This is a genomic window from Enterobacter sp. Res13-Sevr-PEC09-46 (genome assembly GCF_015672585.1).
Classification (GTDB): Bacteria; Pseudomonadota; Gammaproteobacteria; order Enterobacterales; family Enterobacteriaceae; genus Enterobacter; species Enterobacter hormaechei_C.
In genome coordinates, this window is sequence record NZ_JADABR010000020.1 from 438433 (window position 1) to 456196 (window position 17764).

19 protein-coding genes are annotated in these 17764 nt (G+C 57.1%); 7 read left to right on the forward strand and 12 right to left on the reverse strand.

Annotation, left to right across the window (positions count from 1 at the left end):
* Positions 1 to 3: 3 nt before the first annotated feature.
* From IMQ56_RS15705 to nasR, 4 genes are all read right to left on the reverse strand, one after another.
* Positions 4 to 792 (reverse strand): ABC transporter ATP-binding protein, encoded by a 789-nt coding sequence (locus tag IMQ56_RS15705; protein WP_015570359.1) that lies wholly within the window; start codon positions 790 to 792, stop codon positions 4 to 6.
* Positions 793 to 801: 9 nt separating this feature from the next.
* Positions 802 to 1680, reverse strand: coding sequence for a nitrate ABC transporter permease (gene ntrB, locus IMQ56_RS15710; protein ID WP_047747145.1), 879 nt, complete (start codon positions 1678 to 1680; stop codon positions 802 to 804).
* A 2-nt stretch (positions 1681 to 1682) separates the two neighbouring features.
* Entirely contained in the window at positions 1683 to 2930 is a 1248-nt protein-coding gene (locus IMQ56_RS15715; RefSeq protein WP_045345075.1) for a CmpA/NrtA family ABC transporter substrate-binding protein, read from the reverse strand.
* A gap of 227 nt (positions 2931 to 3157) precedes the next feature.
* Positions 3158 to 4330: a nitrate regulatory protein NasR gene (gene nasR, locus IMQ56_RS15720; protein ID WP_033486841.1), complete on the reverse strand. Its 1173-nt coding sequence runs from the start codon at positions 4328 to 4330 to the stop codon at positions 3158 to 3160.
* A 73-nt stretch (positions 4331 to 4403) separates the two neighbouring features.
* Here nasR and IMQ56_RS15725 point away from each other — a divergent pair, with 73 nt between their 5' ends.
* The 3 genes from IMQ56_RS15725 to IMQ56_RS15735 all read left to right on the forward strand — a co-directional run bounded on the left by IMQ56_RS15725 (position 4404) and on the right by IMQ56_RS15735 (position 7082).
* Entirely contained in the window at positions 4404 to 4757 is a 354-nt protein-coding gene (locus IMQ56_RS15725; RefSeq protein WP_017384253.1) for a DsrE/DsrF/TusD sulfur relay family protein, read from the forward strand.
* Positions 4758 to 4863: 106 nt separating this feature from the next.
* Complete coding sequence (locus IMQ56_RS15730; protein ID WP_196064063.1) at positions 4864 to 6648, forward strand: methyl-accepting chemotaxis protein; 1785 nt, start codon at positions 4864 to 4866, stop codon at positions 6646 to 6648.
* Positions 6649 to 6842: 194 nt separating this feature from the next.
* Positions 6843 to 7082 carry a hypothetical protein gene (locus tag IMQ56_RS15735; RefSeq protein WP_015570352.1) on the forward strand — a complete coding sequence of 80 codons (240 nt, stop codon included), beginning with the start codon at positions 6843 to 6845 and terminating at the stop codon, positions 7080 to 7082.
* 30 nt (positions 7083 to 7112) lie between these two features.
* On the opposite strand, the gene IMQ56_RS15740 is transcribed toward IMQ56_RS15735, so the two are convergent.
* Together IMQ56_RS15740 and chaB are read right to left on the reverse strand one after the other, a co-directional pair.
* On the reverse strand, positions 7113 to 7808 hold the full coding sequence (locus IMQ56_RS15740) for a gamma-glutamylcyclotransferase (protein WP_017384255.1): 696 nt from the start codon (positions 7806 to 7808) through the stop codon (positions 7113 to 7115).
* 177 nt (positions 7809 to 7985) lie between these two features.
* The gene (gene chaB / locus IMQ56_RS15745) at positions 7986 to 8216 is read right to left on the reverse strand and encodes a putative cation transport regulator ChaB (protein ID WP_003856674.1); all 231 of its coding nucleotides are present in this window, start codon (positions 8214 to 8216) and stop codon (positions 7986 to 7988) included.
* A 268-nt stretch (positions 8217 to 8484) separates the two neighbouring features.
* Between chaB and chaA the strand changes: the two genes are divergently transcribed.
* The gene (chaA, locus tag IMQ56_RS15750) at positions 8485 to 9585 is read left to right on the forward strand and encodes a sodium-potassium/proton antiporter ChaA (protein WP_003856672.1); all 1101 of its coding nucleotides are present in this window, start codon (positions 8485 to 8487) and stop codon (positions 9583 to 9585) included.
* Positions 9586 to 9700: 115 nt separating this feature from the next.
* Here chaA and kdsA read toward each other — a convergent pair whose 3' ends face one another.
* From kdsA to hemA, 6 genes are read right to left on the reverse strand one after another with little or no spacing between them, the layout of a single operon-like run.
* The gene (gene kdsA / locus IMQ56_RS15755; protein WP_003856671.1) at positions 9701 to 10555 is read right to left on the reverse strand and encodes a 3-deoxy-8-phosphooctulonate synthase; all 855 of its coding nucleotides are present in this window, start codon (positions 10553 to 10555) and stop codon (positions 9701 to 9703) included.
* A gap of 36 nt (positions 10556 to 10591) precedes the next feature.
* Entirely contained in the window at positions 10592 to 11401 is an 810-nt protein-coding gene (gene sirB1 / locus IMQ56_RS15760) for an invasion regulator SirB1 (protein ID WP_006810913.1), read from the reverse strand.
* A 3-nt stretch (positions 11402 to 11404) separates the two neighbouring features.
* Complete coding sequence (gene sirB2 / locus IMQ56_RS15765) at positions 11405 to 11797, reverse strand: invasion regulator SirB2 (RefSeq protein WP_023296762.1); 393 nt, start codon at positions 11795 to 11797, stop codon at positions 11405 to 11407.
* Entirely contained in the window at positions 11794 to 12624 is an 831-nt protein-coding gene (gene prmC / locus IMQ56_RS15770) for a peptide chain release factor N(5)-glutamine methyltransferase (protein ID WP_023303859.1), read from the reverse strand. The genes sirB2 and prmC overlap by 4 nt, the downstream gene beginning before the upstream one ends.
* On the reverse strand, positions 12624 to 13706 hold the full coding sequence (gene prfA, locus IMQ56_RS15775; RefSeq protein ID WP_003856667.1) for a peptide chain release factor 1: 1083 nt from the start codon (positions 13704 to 13706) through the stop codon (positions 12624 to 12626). The genes prmC and prfA overlap by 1 nt, the downstream gene beginning before the upstream one ends.
* Before the next feature lie 41 nt (positions 13707 to 13747).
* Complete coding sequence (gene hemA, locus IMQ56_RS15780; RefSeq protein ID WP_023296765.1) at positions 13748 to 15004, reverse strand: glutamyl-tRNA reductase; 1257 nt, start codon at positions 15002 to 15004, stop codon at positions 13748 to 13750.
* A 201-nt stretch (positions 15005 to 15205) separates the two neighbouring features.
* On the opposite strand from hemA, the gene lolB reads away from it, so the two are divergent.
* From lolB to prs, 3 genes are all read left to right on the forward strand, one after another.
* Positions 15206 to 15817, forward strand: a complete 612-nt coding sequence (lolB, locus tag IMQ56_RS15785; protein ID WP_003856665.1) for a lipoprotein insertase outer membrane protein LolB — start codon at positions 15206 to 15208, stop codon at positions 15815 to 15817.
* Positions 15814 to 16683: a 4-(cytidine 5'-diphospho)-2-C-methyl-D-erythritol kinase gene (gene ispE / locus IMQ56_RS15790; protein ID WP_017384260.1), complete on the forward strand. Its 870-nt coding sequence runs from the start codon at positions 15814 to 15816 to the stop codon at positions 16681 to 16683. The genes lolB and ispE overlap by 4 nt, the downstream gene beginning before the upstream one ends.
* Positions 16684 to 16808: 125 nt before the next feature.
* Positions 16809 to 17756, forward strand: coding sequence for a ribose-phosphate diphosphokinase (prs, locus tag IMQ56_RS15795; protein WP_003856663.1), 948 nt, complete (start codon positions 16809 to 16811; stop codon positions 17754 to 17756).
* The last annotated feature ends 8 nt before the right edge of the window (positions 17757 to 17764 follow it).

Genomic DNA, 17764 nt, shown 5'->3' on the forward strand with positions numbered 1-17764 from the left:
TCATTACGCCGCTTTCGGCTGTTTTTCGTAGAGGAAATGGAGGATCTGCTGGCGCATGTGGTGATAGCGGCTGTCATCCGCCAGCTGCACCCTGTTGCGCGGGCGCGGCAGATCGACGCGCAGGATCTCACCCACGGTGGCCGCCGGGCCGTTGGTCATCATCAGTACGCGGTCAGAGAGCAGTACCGCCTCGTCCACATCGTGGGTGATGAGCACGATGGTGGTGTTCAGCGCCTGCTGGATCTGCATCACCGAGTCCTGAAGATGGGCACGCGTCAGCGCATCGAGCGCGCCAAACGGCTCATCCATCAGCAGCACTTTCGGCTTCATTGCCAGCGCCCGGGCAATCCCGACGCGCTGCTTCATACCGCCGGAGATCTCCCCGGGGCGCTTATGCAGCGCGTGGCCCATCTGCACGCGGTCGAGGTTGTGCTCAATCCACGCTTTGCGCTCGGCCTTACTCATGGTGTGACGGAAGACCTGATCCACCGCAAGCGCCACGTTGTCGAAGCAGGTCAGCCACGGCAGCAGCGAATGGTTCTGGAACACCACCGCGCGCTCGGGCCCCGGCCCGGCGATTTCGCGGTTGTCGCAAATCAGCCCGCCTTCCGTCGGCAGCGTGATCCCGGCGATCAAGTTTAACAGCGTCGACTTGCCGCAGCCGGAGTGACCAATCAGACTGACGGTTTCGCCCTCGTGGATATCAAAAGAGACGTTTTGCAGCGCCAGAAACTCGCCGCTGGCGGTGGAAAAACGCTGGCTCACGGCCTGGACCTGAATTAACGGTTTCATCTTCACTCCTTATTTTTCCTGCCAGCTAAAGCGACGGGCGATCAGCATCAGCCCCTGCTCCAGCAGCAACCCGACCACGCCAATGATGACGATGGCGATGAGAATGTTTTCGACGTTGAGGTTGTTCCACTCATTCCAGATCCAGAAGCCAATGCCTAAACCTCCGGTGAGCATCTCGGCGGCGACAATCACCAGCCAGGCAATGCCAATGGAGAGGCGTACCCCGGTCAGCACCGCAGGCAGTACGGCGGGAAAAAGAATGCGACGCATGATGGTCCACTCTGAGAGTTGCAGTACGCGGGCCACGTTGAGGTAGTCCTGCGGAATACGGCGTACCCCTTCAGCGGTGTTGATCACCATCGGCCAGATGGAGCAGATAAAAATGGTCCAGCTCGATGCAGGCTCCGCCTTCTGGAACAGCAGCAGGCCGATAGGCAGCCAGGCCAGCGGGCTGACCGGACGCAGGAGCGCGATCAGCGGGTTGAACATGCGCGAGAAAAAGGTGAAGCGGCCAATCAAAAAGCCCAGCGGAATGCCCGCCATCGCTGCCAGACCGAAGCCGATGGCGACGCGCTGCAACGACGCCAGCACGTTCCAGCCAATGCCCATATCGTTTGGCCCGTCGCGATAAAACGGATCGGCAAACAGGGTCATGGCCGAATCGAGCGTGCTGAGCGGCGTCGGAAAGCCTTTACTGTTTATCGCCGCCAGCTGCCAGAGCACCACCAGCAGGCCGAGACCGAGCAGCGCCGGGATGACGCGCTGTAAAAAATCATTCATCCGACGCGTAAACGCTGGCGTACGACGGCGAACCTGTAGCGGAGGCAGGACAATCACTTCCCCGCTCTCTGACGTCTCTTGTGGTTTTGCATTTTGCAGATGCTGCATACTCAGGCCCCTTTACGGTGAATGGCGAAGCGGTTGGCGTACCCTTCCGGATCGGTGCCGTTCCAGACGGTGCCGTCCATCAGGGTGCTGCTGCGATACGGTGATGACGGTGTGGACATGCCGCCCACGGCGGTCGCGGCATCCTGCCAGACCGCGGTCTGGTTAATGCGCTGTGCAATGCCCGCGTAATCCGGCGCGGCGTTGAGCAAGCCCCAGCGGCGGAACTGGGTTAAGAACCACATGCCGTCGGAGAGATACGGGTAGCTCACGGCACCCTCGTTGAAGAAACGGATCGGGTGCGCATCCTGCCAGCGCTGACCGACCCCGTTGTCGTACTCGCCGAGCATGCGTCCGGTGAGATACTGTTCCTTGCAGTTGAGCCAGGCGCGGCGCGAGAGGATCTGCGCGGTTTCGCGTTTGTTTTCCGCTGACGCCTCGATCCAGCGCGCGGCTTCCATCACGGCGCTCACCAGCGCCCGTGCGGTGTGCGGATTTTTCGCCACCCAGTCGCGTCGGGTGCCGAGGATTTTTTCCGGGTGATCGGCCCAGATGGACTGCGACGTGGCGGCGGTAAACCCGATTCGGTCGTTAATCGCCCGCGCGTTCCACGGCTCGCCAACGCAAAACCCGACCATGTTGCCAATGCGCATGTTCATCACCATCTGCGGCGGCGGCACCACCACAGTGCGCACATCGTCAAACGGGTTAATCCCCGCGCTGGCCAGCCAGTAGTAGAGCCACATGGCGTGCGTCCCCGTCGGGAAGGTATGCGCGAAGGTGTAGGTTCCCGGCGCCTGCTGCGCAATCAGCTTTTTCAGCCCGTCGAGGTCACGAACGCCCCTCTCCGCCAGATCGCTGGAGAGCGTAATGGCCTGTCCGTTCTGATTGAGGGTCATCAGGTTCGCCATCTGCTGTGGCTTGCCCGCGATCCCCAGCTCCAGACCGTACAGCAGGCCGTAAAGAATGTGTGCGGCGTCCAGTTCGCCCGCCACCAGCTTGTCGCGCACCGCCGCCCAGCTCGCCTCTTTGGTCGGTACAATGGTAATGCCGTGTTTTTTATCGAACCCCTTCAGGGCCGCGATAACCACGGGCGCGCAATCGGTCAGAGGTATAAACCCGATACGCACGGTATCCTGCTCCGGCTTATCTGACCCCGCCGCCCATGCGGCCTGCATGACACCCGGCAACAGCATCGCACCACTCGCCAGCATGCTGGCCTGCAATAACCGCCGTCTCGACAAATCCGCCATAATTGCTCCTGAAAAAAGGCAAAAAAAAGCGCCCGACGGTGCTGAAGCACCGCTGGACGCCTTTATCCTGAAGACGCATGCACCGCCGTTGGCGCATCGTCGAAAATGGTTAATCTGTTAATGCAAAGGTAATGCCAGCTTTTCATCCCCGGCGTTACGGGGTTTCTGCAAGAAGAGCGCTGTTTTACGCACCTCAATCAGGCATAAAATGCCCACTGACTGTGCAACTACTCCCCAGGGGGTATCTTCCACAGATTTTTCACCGTAAGCAGCGCACGGGCGATATCCACCATGCGTTGGTTTTTATCCATCGCCATTTTGCGCAGCGCGGTCCACGCCTGCTCCTCGCTCATGTTCTGGTGCGTCATCAGCACGCTTTTGGCTTTGTCGATGGTCTTACGCTCCTCCAGCGTGTCGCGCAGGGAAGCAAGCTGACGGGAGAGTTGCTCAATTTCACGCGCCTGCTGGCGCACCAGCGGCAGCAGCGGTTTATCCGGAAATCGCGCCAGGATATCGTCGTGCTCATCGTCTGCGTGCAGGTTTTCGCTATAGCGACGCTCCTCAACTGCCGTCATCAGATCGGCAATTGCCACCTCCTCCAGCGTGCGCAGGTGCTCAAGGCGCGCGGTTTGCAGGGCAAACCATTTGAGGGCGGTATCGCCGTTATCTGCCGGAGGCTGGCGGGTGCACGCTTCACGCCTGAGTTTTTCAGTCTCCAGACCCGGCTGGCAGTTGAGGATAAACGTCTCCTGCACGTCTGGAGTGCAATGGGAGATAAAAACCTCAAAGCAGGCCTGCTGGCCATCAATGCGATCCACCAGCCGCTGGCGGGTTTCATCGTCAAAGAATCCCTGGGTGAAACCAATAGCCCCCAGCGCCCGCTCTTGTCCCACAAGTTCTTTGCCCTGCATCAGGCTGTAAAGGGCCACAAATCGGCCCGCGATGTGCGGATCGTCAATGCTGTCGCTGAGTTGGGGTACGATACTGAGCAAATGTCGCAGTATGCGGCTGTAATGTTCCATCGCCTGCGGCGCGGTGACGCATTGACCTGTAACGCCATCACGCAGCGCCGTTAGCGTCTCAAGGCCGTGCAGTGCGCTGGCAATACGTTCGCACAGGGCGCTGCCCGGCAGCGGTTCGTTAAACTGAAGGTGCAATGCGGCGAGGTTTTCATCCACCAGGGCCCTGCTGGCCTTGCATTCAGGCGCGTACAATTTGCCCTGCGAGCAGAGCCAGACATTTGACGCACCGCGCTCGCACTGTAGCATATGCACCAGTCGACTGATGCCGTTCACCAGTGCGCCCAGCTGCGCCAGTCTGCCGAGCTGTTCCTCGCGCAACATTCTCGCACGCTGGAACCATTCGGTTGCGCCAGGGGAACTGCCAGCCACTATCGTCATCGTTTCTCTCCCCGATACGTATTCTTCGGTACGAGAAGCAATATTCGTGCCTTTTCAAAGAACAGGAGTCAACATGCAGAAGATTGTGATCGTCGCCAACGGTGCGGCCTACGGCAGTGAATCCCTTTTTAACAGCCTGCGCCTGGCAATCGCGCTGCGCGATAAGGAGAGTGAGCTGGAGCTGCGCCTCTTTTTGATGTCCGATGCCGTCACGGCCGGGCTGAAGGGGCAGAAACCCGCAGAGGGCTACAACATTCAACAAATGCTGGAGATCCTGACCGCGCAAAACGTTGCGGTCAAACTGTGCAAAACCTGTACCGACGGGCGCGGCATTACCGGGCTGCCGCTGATTGATGGCGTGGAAATTGGTACGCTGGTGGAGCTGGCTGAATGGACGCTTTCCGCCGATAAAGTATTAACTTTTTAATAATAACCCGCTAAAAATATTATTTTCTTATGGACGCGGTTTCAGCATCAAGTTTACCTGCACCGTTGCCGATAGGCATGGAAACAACACAGCAGGTATTACACTTATGTTCAGATCCATTCGCGCCCGCATCATTGCCGCGACGACAGGCTGTCTGGTCGTCGCCCTTCTTCTTAATACCATTATTAACTTTCAGGTCACGCGCCAGGATAATCAGCAGTCGCAGCGCGATATTCTGACCAGCACCAGCGCCAGCCACAACATGGCGATTGCCGACTGGGTGAACAGCAAAATGACCGTCATCACCTCGGCGCAGCCAGTCGCGCTCAGCGACGATCCGGTTCCGGTGTTTAAACAGCTTGCGCTGGCGGGTGGATTCACCAACGTCTACGTGGGTTATGCCAGCAAAACGGCTAAATTTTCTGACCCAACCGGGGTACCCGCTGATTACGATCCCACCCTTCGCCCGTGGTATCAGCAGGTCGTCAGCGCTGATGGCCCGGTAGTGACTGCACCCTATGTGGACGCGGGCACCGGGAAACTGGTGGTGACGTTCGCGGTACCCGTTAAAGAGCAAGGTGCCCTGAAAGCGGTGGTGGCGGGCGATGTGGCAATGGACAGCGTGGTGGCTAACGTGCGCGGTATTCACCCGACTCCGGCCAGCAGCGGACTGCTTCTGGACAGCAACGGCACCGTTATTGCCGGCAGCGATCCTGCGTTGACGCTTAAGCCTTTTACGGAGACGATCAAAGGGACCGATTTTGCCACCCTGAAAAGCGGCAACCTGGTTGACGGAACGTTTAACGGACGCGAAAAAACGTTCCTGGCCACCGCCGTACCGGGGACGCACTGGCTGCTGGTTGTGGCGTTCGATAACGTCGATGCCACCGCCGGGATGCGGTCATTGCTAAAAGCATCTGCACTGTCTCTGGCGATCCTCGCCCTGCTGAGCGGAGCCCTCATGCACCTCCTGATTGCCCGCCTGCTTAAGCGGCTGTCCGGTATCCGTGACGCGATGAACAGCATTGCCAACGGTACTAACGATCTGTCGCAGCGTCTGCCGGATAAGGGGGGCGATGAAGTGGCGCAAATTGCGCAGGCGTTTAACGCCTTCAGCGATAAGCTTTCTGTGGTGATGGTCCAGCTGCGTGATGCCAGCGCCTCAGTGAAAAACGCCGCGCATGAGATTGCGGCAGGTAATCAGGATCTTTCCGGGCGTACCGAGCAGGCGGCATCAAGCCTTCGCGAAACCGCCAGCGCCGTGGAAGAGATCACGGCCTCCGTTACGCAGTCAAACGAGTCGGCAGCAGAAGCGAACGAACAGGCGAGCAAGGCCTCTGCCGCCGCATCCCGCGGCGGCGACGTCGTCGCTCAGGCCATCAGCACCATGCAGTCCATCGAACTGGCTTCCGCGAAAATCGGCGATATCACCAGCGTCATTGACGGCATCGCCTTCCAGACTAATATTCTGGCGCTTAACGCCTCGGTGGAAGCGGCGCGTGCCGGGGAACAAGGCCGTGGGTTCGCGGTCGTTGCGGGGGAAGTACGTAACCTGGCCAGCCGCAGCGCTCAGGCGGCGAAGGAGATCAAATCCCTTATTGATTCCACCACCGAAAGCGTTGCAACCGGCTCCCGGTTTGTGCACCTTGCGGGCGACAGCATGGATGAGATCCGCGCCAGCGTCGGGAGCGTGTCTGGCATTATGCGTGAAATATCCATTGCCACCCGGGAGCAGATGAAAGGGATCCATGAGATTAACCACGCGGTGACTCACCTGGATCGCATGGTACAGCAGAACGCCGAGCTTGTTGTACAGTCTGCTGCGGCGGCCAGCGCGCTGCAAAGCCAGGCGGGCGACCTTGCTGAGACCGCTGGCCATTTCCGCATATAATTTTTCCGGGGCGCGCGTTAAGCAGGGAAAACGCGCGTCCGCTGAAAGGTTTCAGGGATTTTGTCATTTTTGTTTAATCGTTGCGCCATTTTTTGATCGAAATCAGCATCCCACCCCTGCCCCTTTGGTGTTATGCAATGAGTAAATTGTGAACAACATCACGCTCGGGATGGGCAAAAACGACGGGGTATAAAATGGCACGAGTTAAAACGAGTCTGAAACTGTTTGGCGGGGATACGGTGGTGGTACGTTGCTCAGAGCGTTGCCGCATCCATCTGATGAGTACAAAAGGACAGAAGCAATCGCAGGCAGATATCCTTACCGTCCAGGACGATAAGGCCTGGCTGACGGTGCCTTACACCGGCACCTGGGATGTGCTGATCGACAGCCACAGCCAGTCGCTCGAACATTCCGTAAGTTACGTGGCGGCATAACCGTAAACGCCCGGTCAGCCGGGCGTATTATCAGGCAAAACCCGGCCGCAGCGTATTGCTAAGCGGGTTCCCTTCCAGCAGCGCTTTCACCTTCACCACCAGCTCACTCAGACAGTCGTCCTGCATGCCGAGACGCGTCAGCTCCTGATCTAGCGAGAAAAGGTACTGGGCGTTAGTGCCCAGCGGTCCGCTGGCGGCGGCAATCAGCGGGGCAATCACCTGGGTTCGGGTATCGGCTTCATACAGCGGGTGGCGCGGATCCATAATGAACACCAGCGCGTTGACGGTGCGCCCGTCATCCAGTTCCAGCTTGCACCAGCTGGGCATATAGCAGCCCGTGATCATCTCGCGCTTCCACAGCAGCGTCAGCTCATCTTCCAGCGTGGTATCCGGCAGCCGGTATGCCACGCCCGTGGTGCGCCCGCCCTCTTTTAGTGCAAGCATGCGTCCTGGCTGGCACGCGCTGCCGCGTCCGGCGGTCAGGCGCAAACAAAAGGCGCGGTGCCACCCAGGCAGCGTTCCGGTTGCTGATTCAACAAATTCGAGCGCCGGGTTCCACATCAGCGAGCCGTAACCAAAGATCCAGACCGGACCATCATCCGGGCGGCAGGCCAGCGTTGCCGCAAGCGACGCCGCACGTTGTTCAGCCGACCACAGAAGCGATTCCTCAATAGCACCAAATGCCGTCTTACAATCTGCCTTCATCAAGAAATCACGCGTTAACACATTCCACCTCCGCCACTGCATGCTTCCTTGCGACATCTGTAATTCGCCTTCCCGGCATTCCGTGCTGTTCATTTTAACAGCAGTTGAGCAACGATAAGCAATTCGCGGGCCAGATGCAATACAGCGGCAGGTCAACCGCCTGAAATGTCAAAATGGAGGCAGCGTGTTATTTGGCGGCTATTTCTTTTTGTGCCATTTATCATCGTCCCCTTTCTCATAGTCATTTTTCACCGCGGCCCAGGCCACCTTATGCGCCGTCTCTTCACGGCTGGCATCGTCCCGGCGATCTTCTTTATCTTTGTACTGATCCCAGGCACTGTTAAAGGCTTCTTTGTAGATATCCTGGGCGTGGGCAGGCAATACGTTTTGCACGTTATCCGGTAATTCGCTTTTCGATTTGTATGGCATTGTTAACTTCTCTTTTGGCTAAAAGATAAGTGTGGACGACGATACGCGAGGGTGCCACCCGACAGAAAGAAATGAACAATATAAAAATGCAATTCATTGTTATTAAACTAATATTTAACAGAAATAAGGCATTATAAGCCTCAGGCATAAAAATTATAATAAAGGGTAAAATTAAGTAAAAAATACAGGGTATTTAACAGATTTCTGTTAATTTAATACCTTTAAAATCTATCTATAATTACAAGCACCTGCATTGTTGGAGAAACACATGACAGCAACACACGAGGCGGTAAAAACCCGCCACAAGGAGACCTCTCTCATTTTCCCGGTTCTGGCACTGGCTGTGCTGCTCTTCTGGGGAAGCAGTCAGTCATTGCCAGTGGTTGTGGGGATCAATATTCTGGCTCTGGTGGGTATTTTAACCAGTGCATTTAGCGTGGTACGCCATGCGGATGTTTTAGCCCACCGTCTTGGAGAGCCGTATGGGTCATTAATTTTAAGCCTTTCGGTTGTGATCCTTGAAGTCAGTTTAATTTCCGCATTAATGGCCACCGGCGACGCCGCGCCAACGCTAATGCGCGATACGCTCTACTCCATCATTATGATTGTTACCGGCGGCCTGGTCGGTTTTTCACTTTTATTAGGTGGTCGCAAATTTGCCACCCAGTACATGAACCTCTTTGGCATTAAACAGTACCTGATCGCCCTGTTCCCGCTGGCGATTATTGTGCTGGTGTTCCCGATGGCGCTGCCGGGTGCAAATTTCACCACCGGCCAGGCGCTGCTGGTGGCGCTGATTTCCGCGGCGATGTACGGCGTGTTCCTGCTGATCCAGACCAAAACGCACCAGAGCCTGTTTGTTTACGAGCATGAAGACGACGGCGACGACGATGACCCGCATCACGGTAAGCCGTCGGCGCACAGCAGCGCGTGGCATACGGTTTGGCTGATCGTGCATCTGATTGCCGTTATTGCTGTCACCAAGATGAATGCGAACCCGCTGGAGGCGCTGTTAACTGAACTGAACGCGCCGGTCGCCTTTACCGGTTTCCTGGTGGCCCTGTTGATCCTGTCGCCAGAAGGCCTGGGAGCGCTGAAAGCGGTGCTCAATAATCAGGTGCAGCGTGCGATGAATCTGTTCTTCGGCTCCGTTCTGGCGACCATCTCCCTTACCGTTCCGGTGGTGACGTTGATTGCCTTTATGACGGGAAATGAATTGCAGTTTGCGCTGGGTGCGCCAGAGATGATTGTGATGGTGGCATCCTTGCTGCTGTGCCAGATATCCTTCTCCACCGGCCGCACCAATGTGCTGAACGGCGCGGCGCATATGGCGCTGTTTATTGCGTATCTGATGACGATATTTGCGTAGCCTTTTTGCCCAGCGGCGCTTCGCTTGCAGGGCCTACGGGTTTTGTAGGCCGGGTAAGCGCAGCGCCACCCGGCAATATGCCCCATAAAAAAACCCGCCGAAGCGGGTTTTTTTATTAGTTGCTGGTATCCAGCTCGTCGAAGCTCTTCACCAGATCGTCAATCGCTTTGATCTGTTTCAGGAACGGCTCCAGCTTATCCAGCGGCAGCGCGGATGGACCGTCGCATTTCGCGTTAGCCGGATCCGGGTGCGCTTCAATGAACAGACCCGCCAGGCCGGTTGCCATACCGGCGCGCGCCAGTTCGGTCACCTGCGCACGACGCCCGCCAGACGCGGCGCCAAACGGGTCGCGGCATTGCAGGGAGTGGGTCACGTCGAAAATCACCGGGGACTGGTTAGAGACGTTCTTCATCACGCTGAAGCCCAGCATATCCACAACCAGGTTGTCATAACCGAAGTTTGAACCACGGTCGCAGAGGATCACCTGGTCGTTACCGCCTTCGATAAACTTGTCGACGATGTTACCCATCTGGCCAGGGCTCACGAACTGCGGTTTTTTCACGTTAATCACGGCACCGGTTTTCGCCATCGCTTCTACCAGGTCAGTCTGGCGAGCGAGGAACGCCGGAAGCTGAATCACGTCTACCACATCAGCCACGGGCTGTGCCTGAGACGCTTCGTGCACGTCGGTGATCACTTTCACGCCAAACGTCTGTTTCAGCTCCTGGAAAATCTTCATCCCCTCTTCCAGGCCCGGGCCACGGTAGGAGTGAATGGAGGAGCGGTTGGCTTTGTCAAAAGAGGCTTTAAACACGTACGGGATGCCCAGCTTTTGGGTCACGGTCACGTAGTGTTCGCAGATGCGCATAGCGAGATCGCGGGATTCCAGAACGTTCATACCGCCAAACAGCACGAACGGCAGGTCGTTTGCCACGTTGATATCACCAATGCTAACCACTTTTTGTTTCATAGGATCGCCTTATTCAGGTGTGAATCGGAATTAAGATTAATGCAGTGTAATGTGTTTATGCGCGATCGCGTTAATCTGCGCGCGGATCATCTCGCTGATCGGGTCTTCCGGACATTGCTCGACGAAATAATTCAAATCATTCAGCGCCACGTGCTCGCAGTCGAGCTGCGCATAAATCAGGCCGCGGTCGCGGATTTCGTACGGATCTTCCGGATTAAACTGCAACAGCACTTCGCTTGCGCGCAGGGCCAGCTCCATCTGACGCTCTTCCATCAGCGCAGACTTCAGCGTATCCAGGAGCTTGCGGATCACTTCGGCGTTATCGGCTTCATCGAGATCTTCATTGAACAGCTCAGCTATCGGGCTGATGTTGCCTTTCAGCCAGACGTCCAGCGTATGCTCATCCAGCGTGTCGCCGTTAAACGGATTGATTAACCACATCTCACCGTCCAGCCACTCCGCCCGCAAAATCATCTGCGTCGGGAAAATGACCGGAACCAGTGGAATATCCAGCTCGTGCGCAACCCACAGTAAAATGGCGCCCAACGCGACGGCGCTGCCCTGACGATTTTTCAACACCTGGTCCAGCCACAGTGCGTCAGACAGGCGGTACACGCCTCGCGTGTCGCAGAAACCCCATTCGCCGTAGAAAAGCTCAATCAGCTTCTCTAATTGCCAGTCCTGCGGACGTGCCTGATTGATCTCTTCGCGCGCCAGGCTGACCAGATTCTCCAGTTCAGCGTAAACGTACTGTGACGTAAAATCGTCGCGGATCATCTCTGAAATCAGGATCATACCATCGCAGAGCGGCACTTTGTTAAATTCGAAATCGGCTAAGGACCTCATGACTTACCCCAGTAACGGTATTCTTGTGGTGGCGAGTTTAATGATGATGTACAGCACCACCAGACCCAGCAAAAAGGCGATAAACCCTGTCTGCTGGCTGCGCGGACGATGACGCCCAAGCGCGATAAAACCCAAAACGATGTAGATGATAACGCCAAACAGCTTTTCAGTCAGCCATGCGCCTTTATCAGTAAATGGCAGATAGCCGGTTTTCCACATTAACCCGGCTCCGGAAAGGAACAGCACCGTGTCGATACAGTGCGGGGCGATGCGTACCCAGCGGGCGTTAATCAGCGGATTGTTGCTGTAGCGCCACCAGTAGCGGGCAATGAAAAAGCCAATGGTCAGGGCAACGGAAATCAGGTGAACGGAGATCAGCAGCGTAAACAGGCTCATGACCACTGCCCCAGCGTCAGACGTTCATTGCCGCCGTAATCCCGGCAGGTTTCCACGGCAGCGTATCCGGCACGCGTAAACAGCGCTCGCACCGCCTCTCCCTGCGTCCAGCCATGTTCCACCAGCAGCCAGCCACCGGGAAGCAAATGTTGTCGTGACGTTGTCACAATGTGATCGAGATCCGCAAGTCCCTGATTCGCAGCGACCAGCGCGGTCAACGGTTCAAAACGCACGTCGCCCTGCGCGAGATGCGGATCGTCTTCGTCGATGTAGGGCGGATTGCTGACAATCATTTCAAACATGCGGCTTTCAAGCGCGGCAAACCAGCTGCTTTGCAGAACGGAAACATTGTTCAGCCCCAGCCGTTCAACGTTGCGCCGCGCGAGGGCGACCGCATCAGGCATCACGTCTACCGCCGTCACGGTGCAGTCCGGTCGCTCGCTGGCAAGCGCCAGCGCAATCGCGCCGGTGCCAGTACCGAGATCGAGGATCTGACACGGCTGCGCCGGTAACCGCGCCAGCGCCTGCTCCACCAGACACTCGGTGTCCGGGCGCGGGATCAGCGTGGCCGCTGAAACGTACAGCGGAAGTGACCAGAACTCGCGTTCGCCAACCAGATGCGCCACCGGCTCGCCGGTTTTACGGCGGGCAAGCAGCGCCTCCAGCTGCGATTGCTGTTCAGCGGTCAGAGCGGTTTCGCCGAAAGCCAGAAGATACGTGCGGGCTTTACCCGTCACATGCTCAAGCAGAATTTCGGCGTCGCGCTTCGGGCTTTCACTTGCAGAAAGCTCACTGGCGGCATGGCGTAACCAGCGCTGAAAATCCATTAATCCTGCTCGGACAGTGCCGCCAGCTGGTCGGCCTGGTATTCCTGCACGATAGGCTCAATCAGCATATCGAGCTTGCCTTCCATCGCCTCATCCAGACGGTACAGCGTCAGGTTGATGCGGTGGTCGGTTACGCGACCCTGCGGGAAGTTATAGGTGCGGTTACGGTCGCTACGATCGCCGCTGCCCAGCAGGTTACGGCGGGTAGAGGCTTCCGCCTGCTGGCGTTTCGCCATTTCAGCCGCGTGGATACGGGCGCCCAGCACGGATAACGCTTTAGCCTTGTTCTTGTGCTGGGAACGTTCATCCTGACACTCAACCACAATCCCGGTGGGCAGGTGAGTAATACGGATAGCGGAGTCGGTGGTGTTAACGTGCTGACCACCTGCCCCTGAAGAGCGGAAGGTGTCGATGCGCAGATCCGCCGGGTTGATATCCGGCAGTTCCGCTTCCGGCAGCTCCGGCATCACCGCCACCGTACAGGCTGACGTATGAATGCGTCCCTGAGATTCTGTCGCAGGCACGCGCTGCACGCGGTGACCGCCGGATTCAAATTTCAGTCGACCGTACACGCCGTCGCCGCTGATCTTGGCGATAACCTCTTTGTAGCCGCCATGCTCGCCTTCGTTGGCGCTCATGATCTCCACGCGCCAGCGACGGGATTCGGCATACCGGCTGTACATACGGAACAGATCTCCGGCGAACAGCGCCGCTTCGTCGCCACCGGTACCGGCGCGGACTTCCACAAAGGCGTTACGCTCATCATCCGGATCTTTCGGCAGCAGAAGCACCTGAAGCTGCTGCTCCATCTCTTCTGAACGCGCTTTCGCATCCTGTAACTCTTCCTGCGCCATCTCGCGCATCTCAGGATCGTCGAGCATCATCTGCGCGGTTTCGATATCTTCCTGGACCTGTCGCCAGTCGGTAAAGCATTTTGAAACATCACTTAACTGCGCGTATTCACGCGACAGCGCGCGAAAACGTTCCTGGTCGGCAATGGTCCCGGCATCACCGAGCAGCGCCTGGACTTCTTCATGGCGCTCGTGCAGAGCTTCCAGTTTAGCGACGATAGAAGGCTTCATAGGCGTAAATGCACCTTGTCTTAGAAAATGGGTATAGGGCGCTATTCCAGCCCGAGGCTGTTGCGCAGAATAGTCAGGCGTTCATCGTCCCCGTCACGGGCAGCCTGCTGAAGAGATTTGGTTGGGGCATGGATCAGGCGGTTGGTCAGTTTCCAGGCTAAATCCTGCATAATCGCCTGCGCGTCGCCGCCCTGTTCAAGGGCCGCTAACGCTTTGGCTGTCAGGTCATCACGCACCTGTTCAGCCTGCCCGCGGTACTCGCGGATGGTCTCGCTGACGCTTTGCGCGCGCAGCCAGGCCATAAACTCGCTGGTTTCCTGCTCAACAATGGTTTCCGCCTGCACAGCCGCCGCCTTACGCTGGGCAAGGTTGTGCGAAATGATGCTTTGCAGGTCATCCACGCTGTACAGGTAGGCGTTCGCCAGTTTGCCCACTTCCGGTTCGACATCACGCGGAACGGCGATATCCACCAGCAGCATCGGCTGATTGCGGCGGGATTTCAGCGCACGCTCGACCATCCCTTTCCCGATAATCGGCAGCGGGCTGGCGGTAGAACTGATAATAATGTCCGCCTCTTTCAGACGTTCATCGATGTCGCTCAGCGCAATCACCTCAGCGCCCACTTCATCTGCCAGCACCTGCGCACGTTCGCGGGTGCGGTTGGCGATGATCATCTTCTTCACCTTGTGTTCGCGAAGATGGCGCGCCACCAGCTCGATGGTTTCGCCCGCTCCCACCAGCATTACGGTGACGGTCGACAGGGATTCAAAAATTTGACGGGCAAGGGTACAGGCCGCGAAAGCAACCGAAACCGCACTGGCGCCAATGTCGGTTTCGGTTCGCACACGCTTCGCCACGGAGAATGACTTCTGGAACATTCGTTCCAGTTCGCTGGCTTTCAGATGCCCTTTCTGGGAATCCGCGAAGGCTTTTTTCACCTGCCCAAGAATTTGCGGCTCGCCCAGCACCAGCGAATCCAGCCCGCTGGCCACGCGCATGAGATGGCTGACCGCATCGTTGTCCTGATGCCAATACAGGCTATTGCGCAGTTCTTCTTCGTTGAGGTTGTGGTAGTCACACAGCCAGCGGATCAGCGCCTCGTGCAGGTTATCCTGCTCTTCCACGCTGAGATACAGCTCGGTACGGTTGCACGTCGAGAGCACCACGCCACCCTGCACCATCGGTTGTGCAAGCAGGCTATCCAGCGCCAGGTCGAGCGTATCCGGCGAAAACGTAACGCGTTCTCGCAGTGAAACCGGGGCCGTTTTGTGGTTAATACCGAGTGCTAATAGGGTCATGTTGAGCGGGAGTAGTACCAGCGTTAATAAGGTTAGCAGGACGCATCATACAGGATGCGCGAGATCAATAAAAGAGACTGCCCCCTTTCGGAGTAATAGCTTACGCCACGCTTTGAGATAATTTGAACGTAGACGGTGGCACCCTTCAACGCTAGCATTAACAGTTATAACTGCAACGTATCTCAAGGATTTGTCATCATTATGACCCGAATGATTCGCCTGCTGCCTCTGGCGGCCCTGGTTCTGACCGCCTGTTCCGTTCATCAGCCGAAAGGCCCGGGCAAAAGCCCTGACTCACCGCAGTGGCGTCAGCACCAACAGGACGTGCTGAAATTAAGCCAGTACCAGACCCGCGGTGCATTTGCTTATCTCTCTGACGAACAAAAAGTTTACGCTCGCTTCTTCTGGCAGCAAACGGGTCAGGACAACTATCGCCTGCTGCTGCTGAACCCGCTGGGCAGCACCGAGCTGGAGCTTAACGCGAAGCCTGGCGAAGCGCAGATCACCGATAACAAGGGCCAGCACTACACGGCAACCGACGCCGAAGAGATGATTGGCAAGCTGACCGGAATGCCGATTCCGCTCAATAGTCTGCGCCAGTGGATCCTTGGCCTGCCGGGTGACGCAACCGACTATACGCTCGACGATCAATACCGTCTGAGCCAGGTGAACTACACCCAGGGCGGTAAAACCTGGAAAGTGGTGTACAGCGCGTATGACAGCAAGACGCAACCGTCGCTGCCGTCCAATATGGAGCTGACGCAGGGTAGCCAGCGTATCAAGCTGAAAATGGACAACTGGATCGTTAAATGATGACCCACTGGCCCTCTCCCGCAAAACTGAACCTGTTTCTCTACATTACCGGGCAGCGCGCTGACGGCTATCACACCCTGCAAACGCTGTTTCAGTTTGTCGATTACGGCGACACCATCTCCATCGAACCGCGTCAGGACGGGCAGATTTGCCTGCTGACGCCGGTCGACGGCGTGGCGCATGACGATAACCTGATCGTGCGCGCTGCCCGCCTGCTGATGAACACGGCGTCGTCGTCGGGTCGTCTGCCAGCGGGAAGCGGTGCGGATATCCGTATCGACAAACGCCTGCCGATGGGCGGCGGTCTTGGCGGCGGCTCATCAAACGCCGCGACAGTACTGGTGGCGCTTAACCACCTCTGGGGCTGCGGTCTGACGACGGACGAACTGGCAGCGTTAGGGTTGACGCTGGGCGCCGATGTACCGGTGTTTGTGCGCGGCCACGCGGCGTTCGCTGAAGGTGTCGGTGAAATCCTCACGCCGGTCGATCCGCCGGAAAAATGGTATCTGATCGTTCACCCCGGCGTGAGCATTCCTACCCCGGTCATCTTTAAAGATCCTGACCTGAAAAGAAATACCCCGGCACGGTCAATAAAAACGTTATTAAATTGTGAATTCAGCAACGATTGCGAGGATATCGCAAGAAAACGTTTTCGCGAGGTTGATGCGGTGCTTTCCTGGCTGTTAGAATACGCGCCGTCGCGCCTGACCGGTACAGGGGCCTGTGTCTTTGCTGAATTTGACACCGAAACCGCCGCCCGTCAGGTGCTTGAGCAAGCGCCGGTTTGGCTGCATGGTTTTGTAGCACGCGGGATGAACACCTCCCCCCTACAGCAGGCCATTCTGGCGCAGACTGAGTTTCGGTGACAACGTCACCCTGTTCCAGACGTTGCATCGCGCTCTTTAATACACCGCCTGGATAGCGTTTGCTTAGGCCCCGCAGTTTGCGGCGAACGCTATCCACCACTGGACGCATGCCTGAGGTTCTTCTCGTGCCTGATATGAAGCTTTTTGCTGGTAACGCCACCCCGGAACTAGCACAACGTATTGCCAACCGCCTGTACACTTCCCTCGGCGACGCCGCTGTAGGTCGCTTTAGCGACGGCGAAGTCAGCGTACAAATTAACGAAAATGTACGCGGTGGTGATATTTTCATCATCCAGTCCACCTGTGCTCCAACGAATGACAACCTGATGGAATTGGTTGTTATGGTCGACGCGCTGCGTCGTGCTTCTGCTGGCCGTATCACTGCTGTTATTCCTTACTTTGGCTATGCACGTCAGGACCGTCGCGTCCGTTCCGCGCGTGTGCCAATCACCGCTAAAGTTGTCGCTGACTTCCTGTCCAGCGTCGGCGTTGACCGCGTACTGACGGTTGACCTCCACGCAGAGCAGATCCAGGGCTTCTTCGACGTGCCGGTTGATAACGTATTCGGCAGCCCAATCCTGCTGGAAGACATGCTGCAACTGAATCTGGACAACCCGATTGTGGTTTCTCCGGACATCGGCGGCGTGGTACGTGCTCGTGCTATCGCGAAGCTGCTGAACGATACCGACATGGCGATCATCGACAAACGCCGTCCACGCGCTAACGTTTCTCAGGTGATGCACATCATCGGTGACGTGGCTGGCCGCGACTGCGTGTTGGTTGACGACATGATCGATACCGGCGGTACGCTGTGTAAAGCCGCTGAAGCGCTGAAAGAGCGTGGTGCGAAACGCGTATTCGCTTACGCCACTCACCCGATCTTCTCCGGCAATGCGGTAAACAACCTCCGTAACTCCGTCATTGACGAAGTTGTGGTCTGCGATACCATTCCACTGAGCGACGAGATCAAAGCGCTGCCAAACGTGCGTACGTTGACTCTGTCCGGGATGCTGGCCGAAGCGATTCGTCGTATCAGCAACGAAGAATCGATCTCTGCAATGTTCGAACACTGATCGAATAC

Bases quoted from the DNA above. Each gene is read 5' to 3' on its own strand.
- nasR (WP_033486841.1), bottom strand. From the start codon at position 4,330: ATGACGATAGTGGCTGGCAGTTCCCCTGGCGCAACCGAATGGTTCCAG.
- lolB (WP_003856665.1), top strand. From the start codon at position 15,206: ATGACCCGAATGATTCGCCTGCTGCCTCTGGCGGCCCTGGTTCTGACC.
- IMQ56_RS15715 (WP_045345075.1), bottom strand. From the start codon at position 2,930: ATGGCGGATTTGTCGAGACGGCGGTTATTGCAGGCCAGCATGCTGGCG.
- prmC (WP_023303859.1), bottom strand. From the start codon at position 12,624: ATGGATTTTCAGCGCTGGTTACGCCATGCCGCCAGTGAGCTTTCTGCA.
- chaB (WP_003856674.1), bottom strand. From the start codon at position 8,216: ATGCCATACAAATCGAAAAGCGAATTACCGGATAACGTGCAAAACGTA.
- IMQ56_RS15730 (WP_196064063.1), top strand. From the start codon at position 4,864: ATGTTCAGATCCATTCGCGCCCGCATCATTGCCGCGACGACAGGCTGT.
- sirB2 (WP_023296762.1), bottom strand. From the start codon at position 11,797: ATGAGCCTGTTTACGCTGCTGATCTCCGTTCACCTGATTTCCGTTGCC.
- sirB1 (WP_006810913.1), bottom strand. From the start codon at position 11,401: ATGAGGTCCTTAGCCGATTTCGAATTTAACAAAGTGCCGCTCTGCGAT.
- kdsA (WP_003856671.1), bottom strand. From the start codon at position 10,555: ATGAAACAAAAAGTGGTTAGCATTGGTGATATCAACGTGGCAAACGAC.
- IMQ56_RS15735 (WP_015570352.1), top strand. From the start codon at position 6,843: ATGGCACGAGTTAAAACGAGTCTGAAACTGTTTGGCGGGGATACGGTG.
- IMQ56_RS15725 (WP_017384253.1), top strand. From the start codon at position 4,404: ATGCAGAAGATTGTGATCGTCGCCAACGGTGCGGCCTACGGCAGTGAA.
- chaA (WP_003856672.1), top strand. From the start codon at position 8,485: ATGACAGCAACACACGAGGCGGTAAAAACCCGCCACAAGGAGACCTCT.
- ntrB (WP_047747145.1), bottom strand. From the start codon at position 1,680: ATGCAGCATCTGCAAAATGCAAAACCACAAGAGACGTCAGAGAGCGGG.
- ispE (WP_017384260.1), top strand. From the start codon at position 15,814: ATGATGACCCACTGGCCCTCTCCCGCAAAACTGAACCTGTTTCTCTAC.
- IMQ56_RS15705 (WP_015570359.1), bottom strand. From the start codon at position 792: ATGAAACCGTTAATTCAGGTCCAGGCCGTGAGCCAGCGTTTTTCCACC.
- prfA (WP_003856667.1), bottom strand. From the start codon at position 13,706: ATGAAGCCTTCTATCGTCGCTAAACTGGAAGCTCTGCACGAGCGCCAT.
- hemA (WP_023296765.1), bottom strand. From the start codon at position 15,004: ATGACCCTATTAGCACTCGGTATTAACCACAAAACGGCCCCGGTTTCA.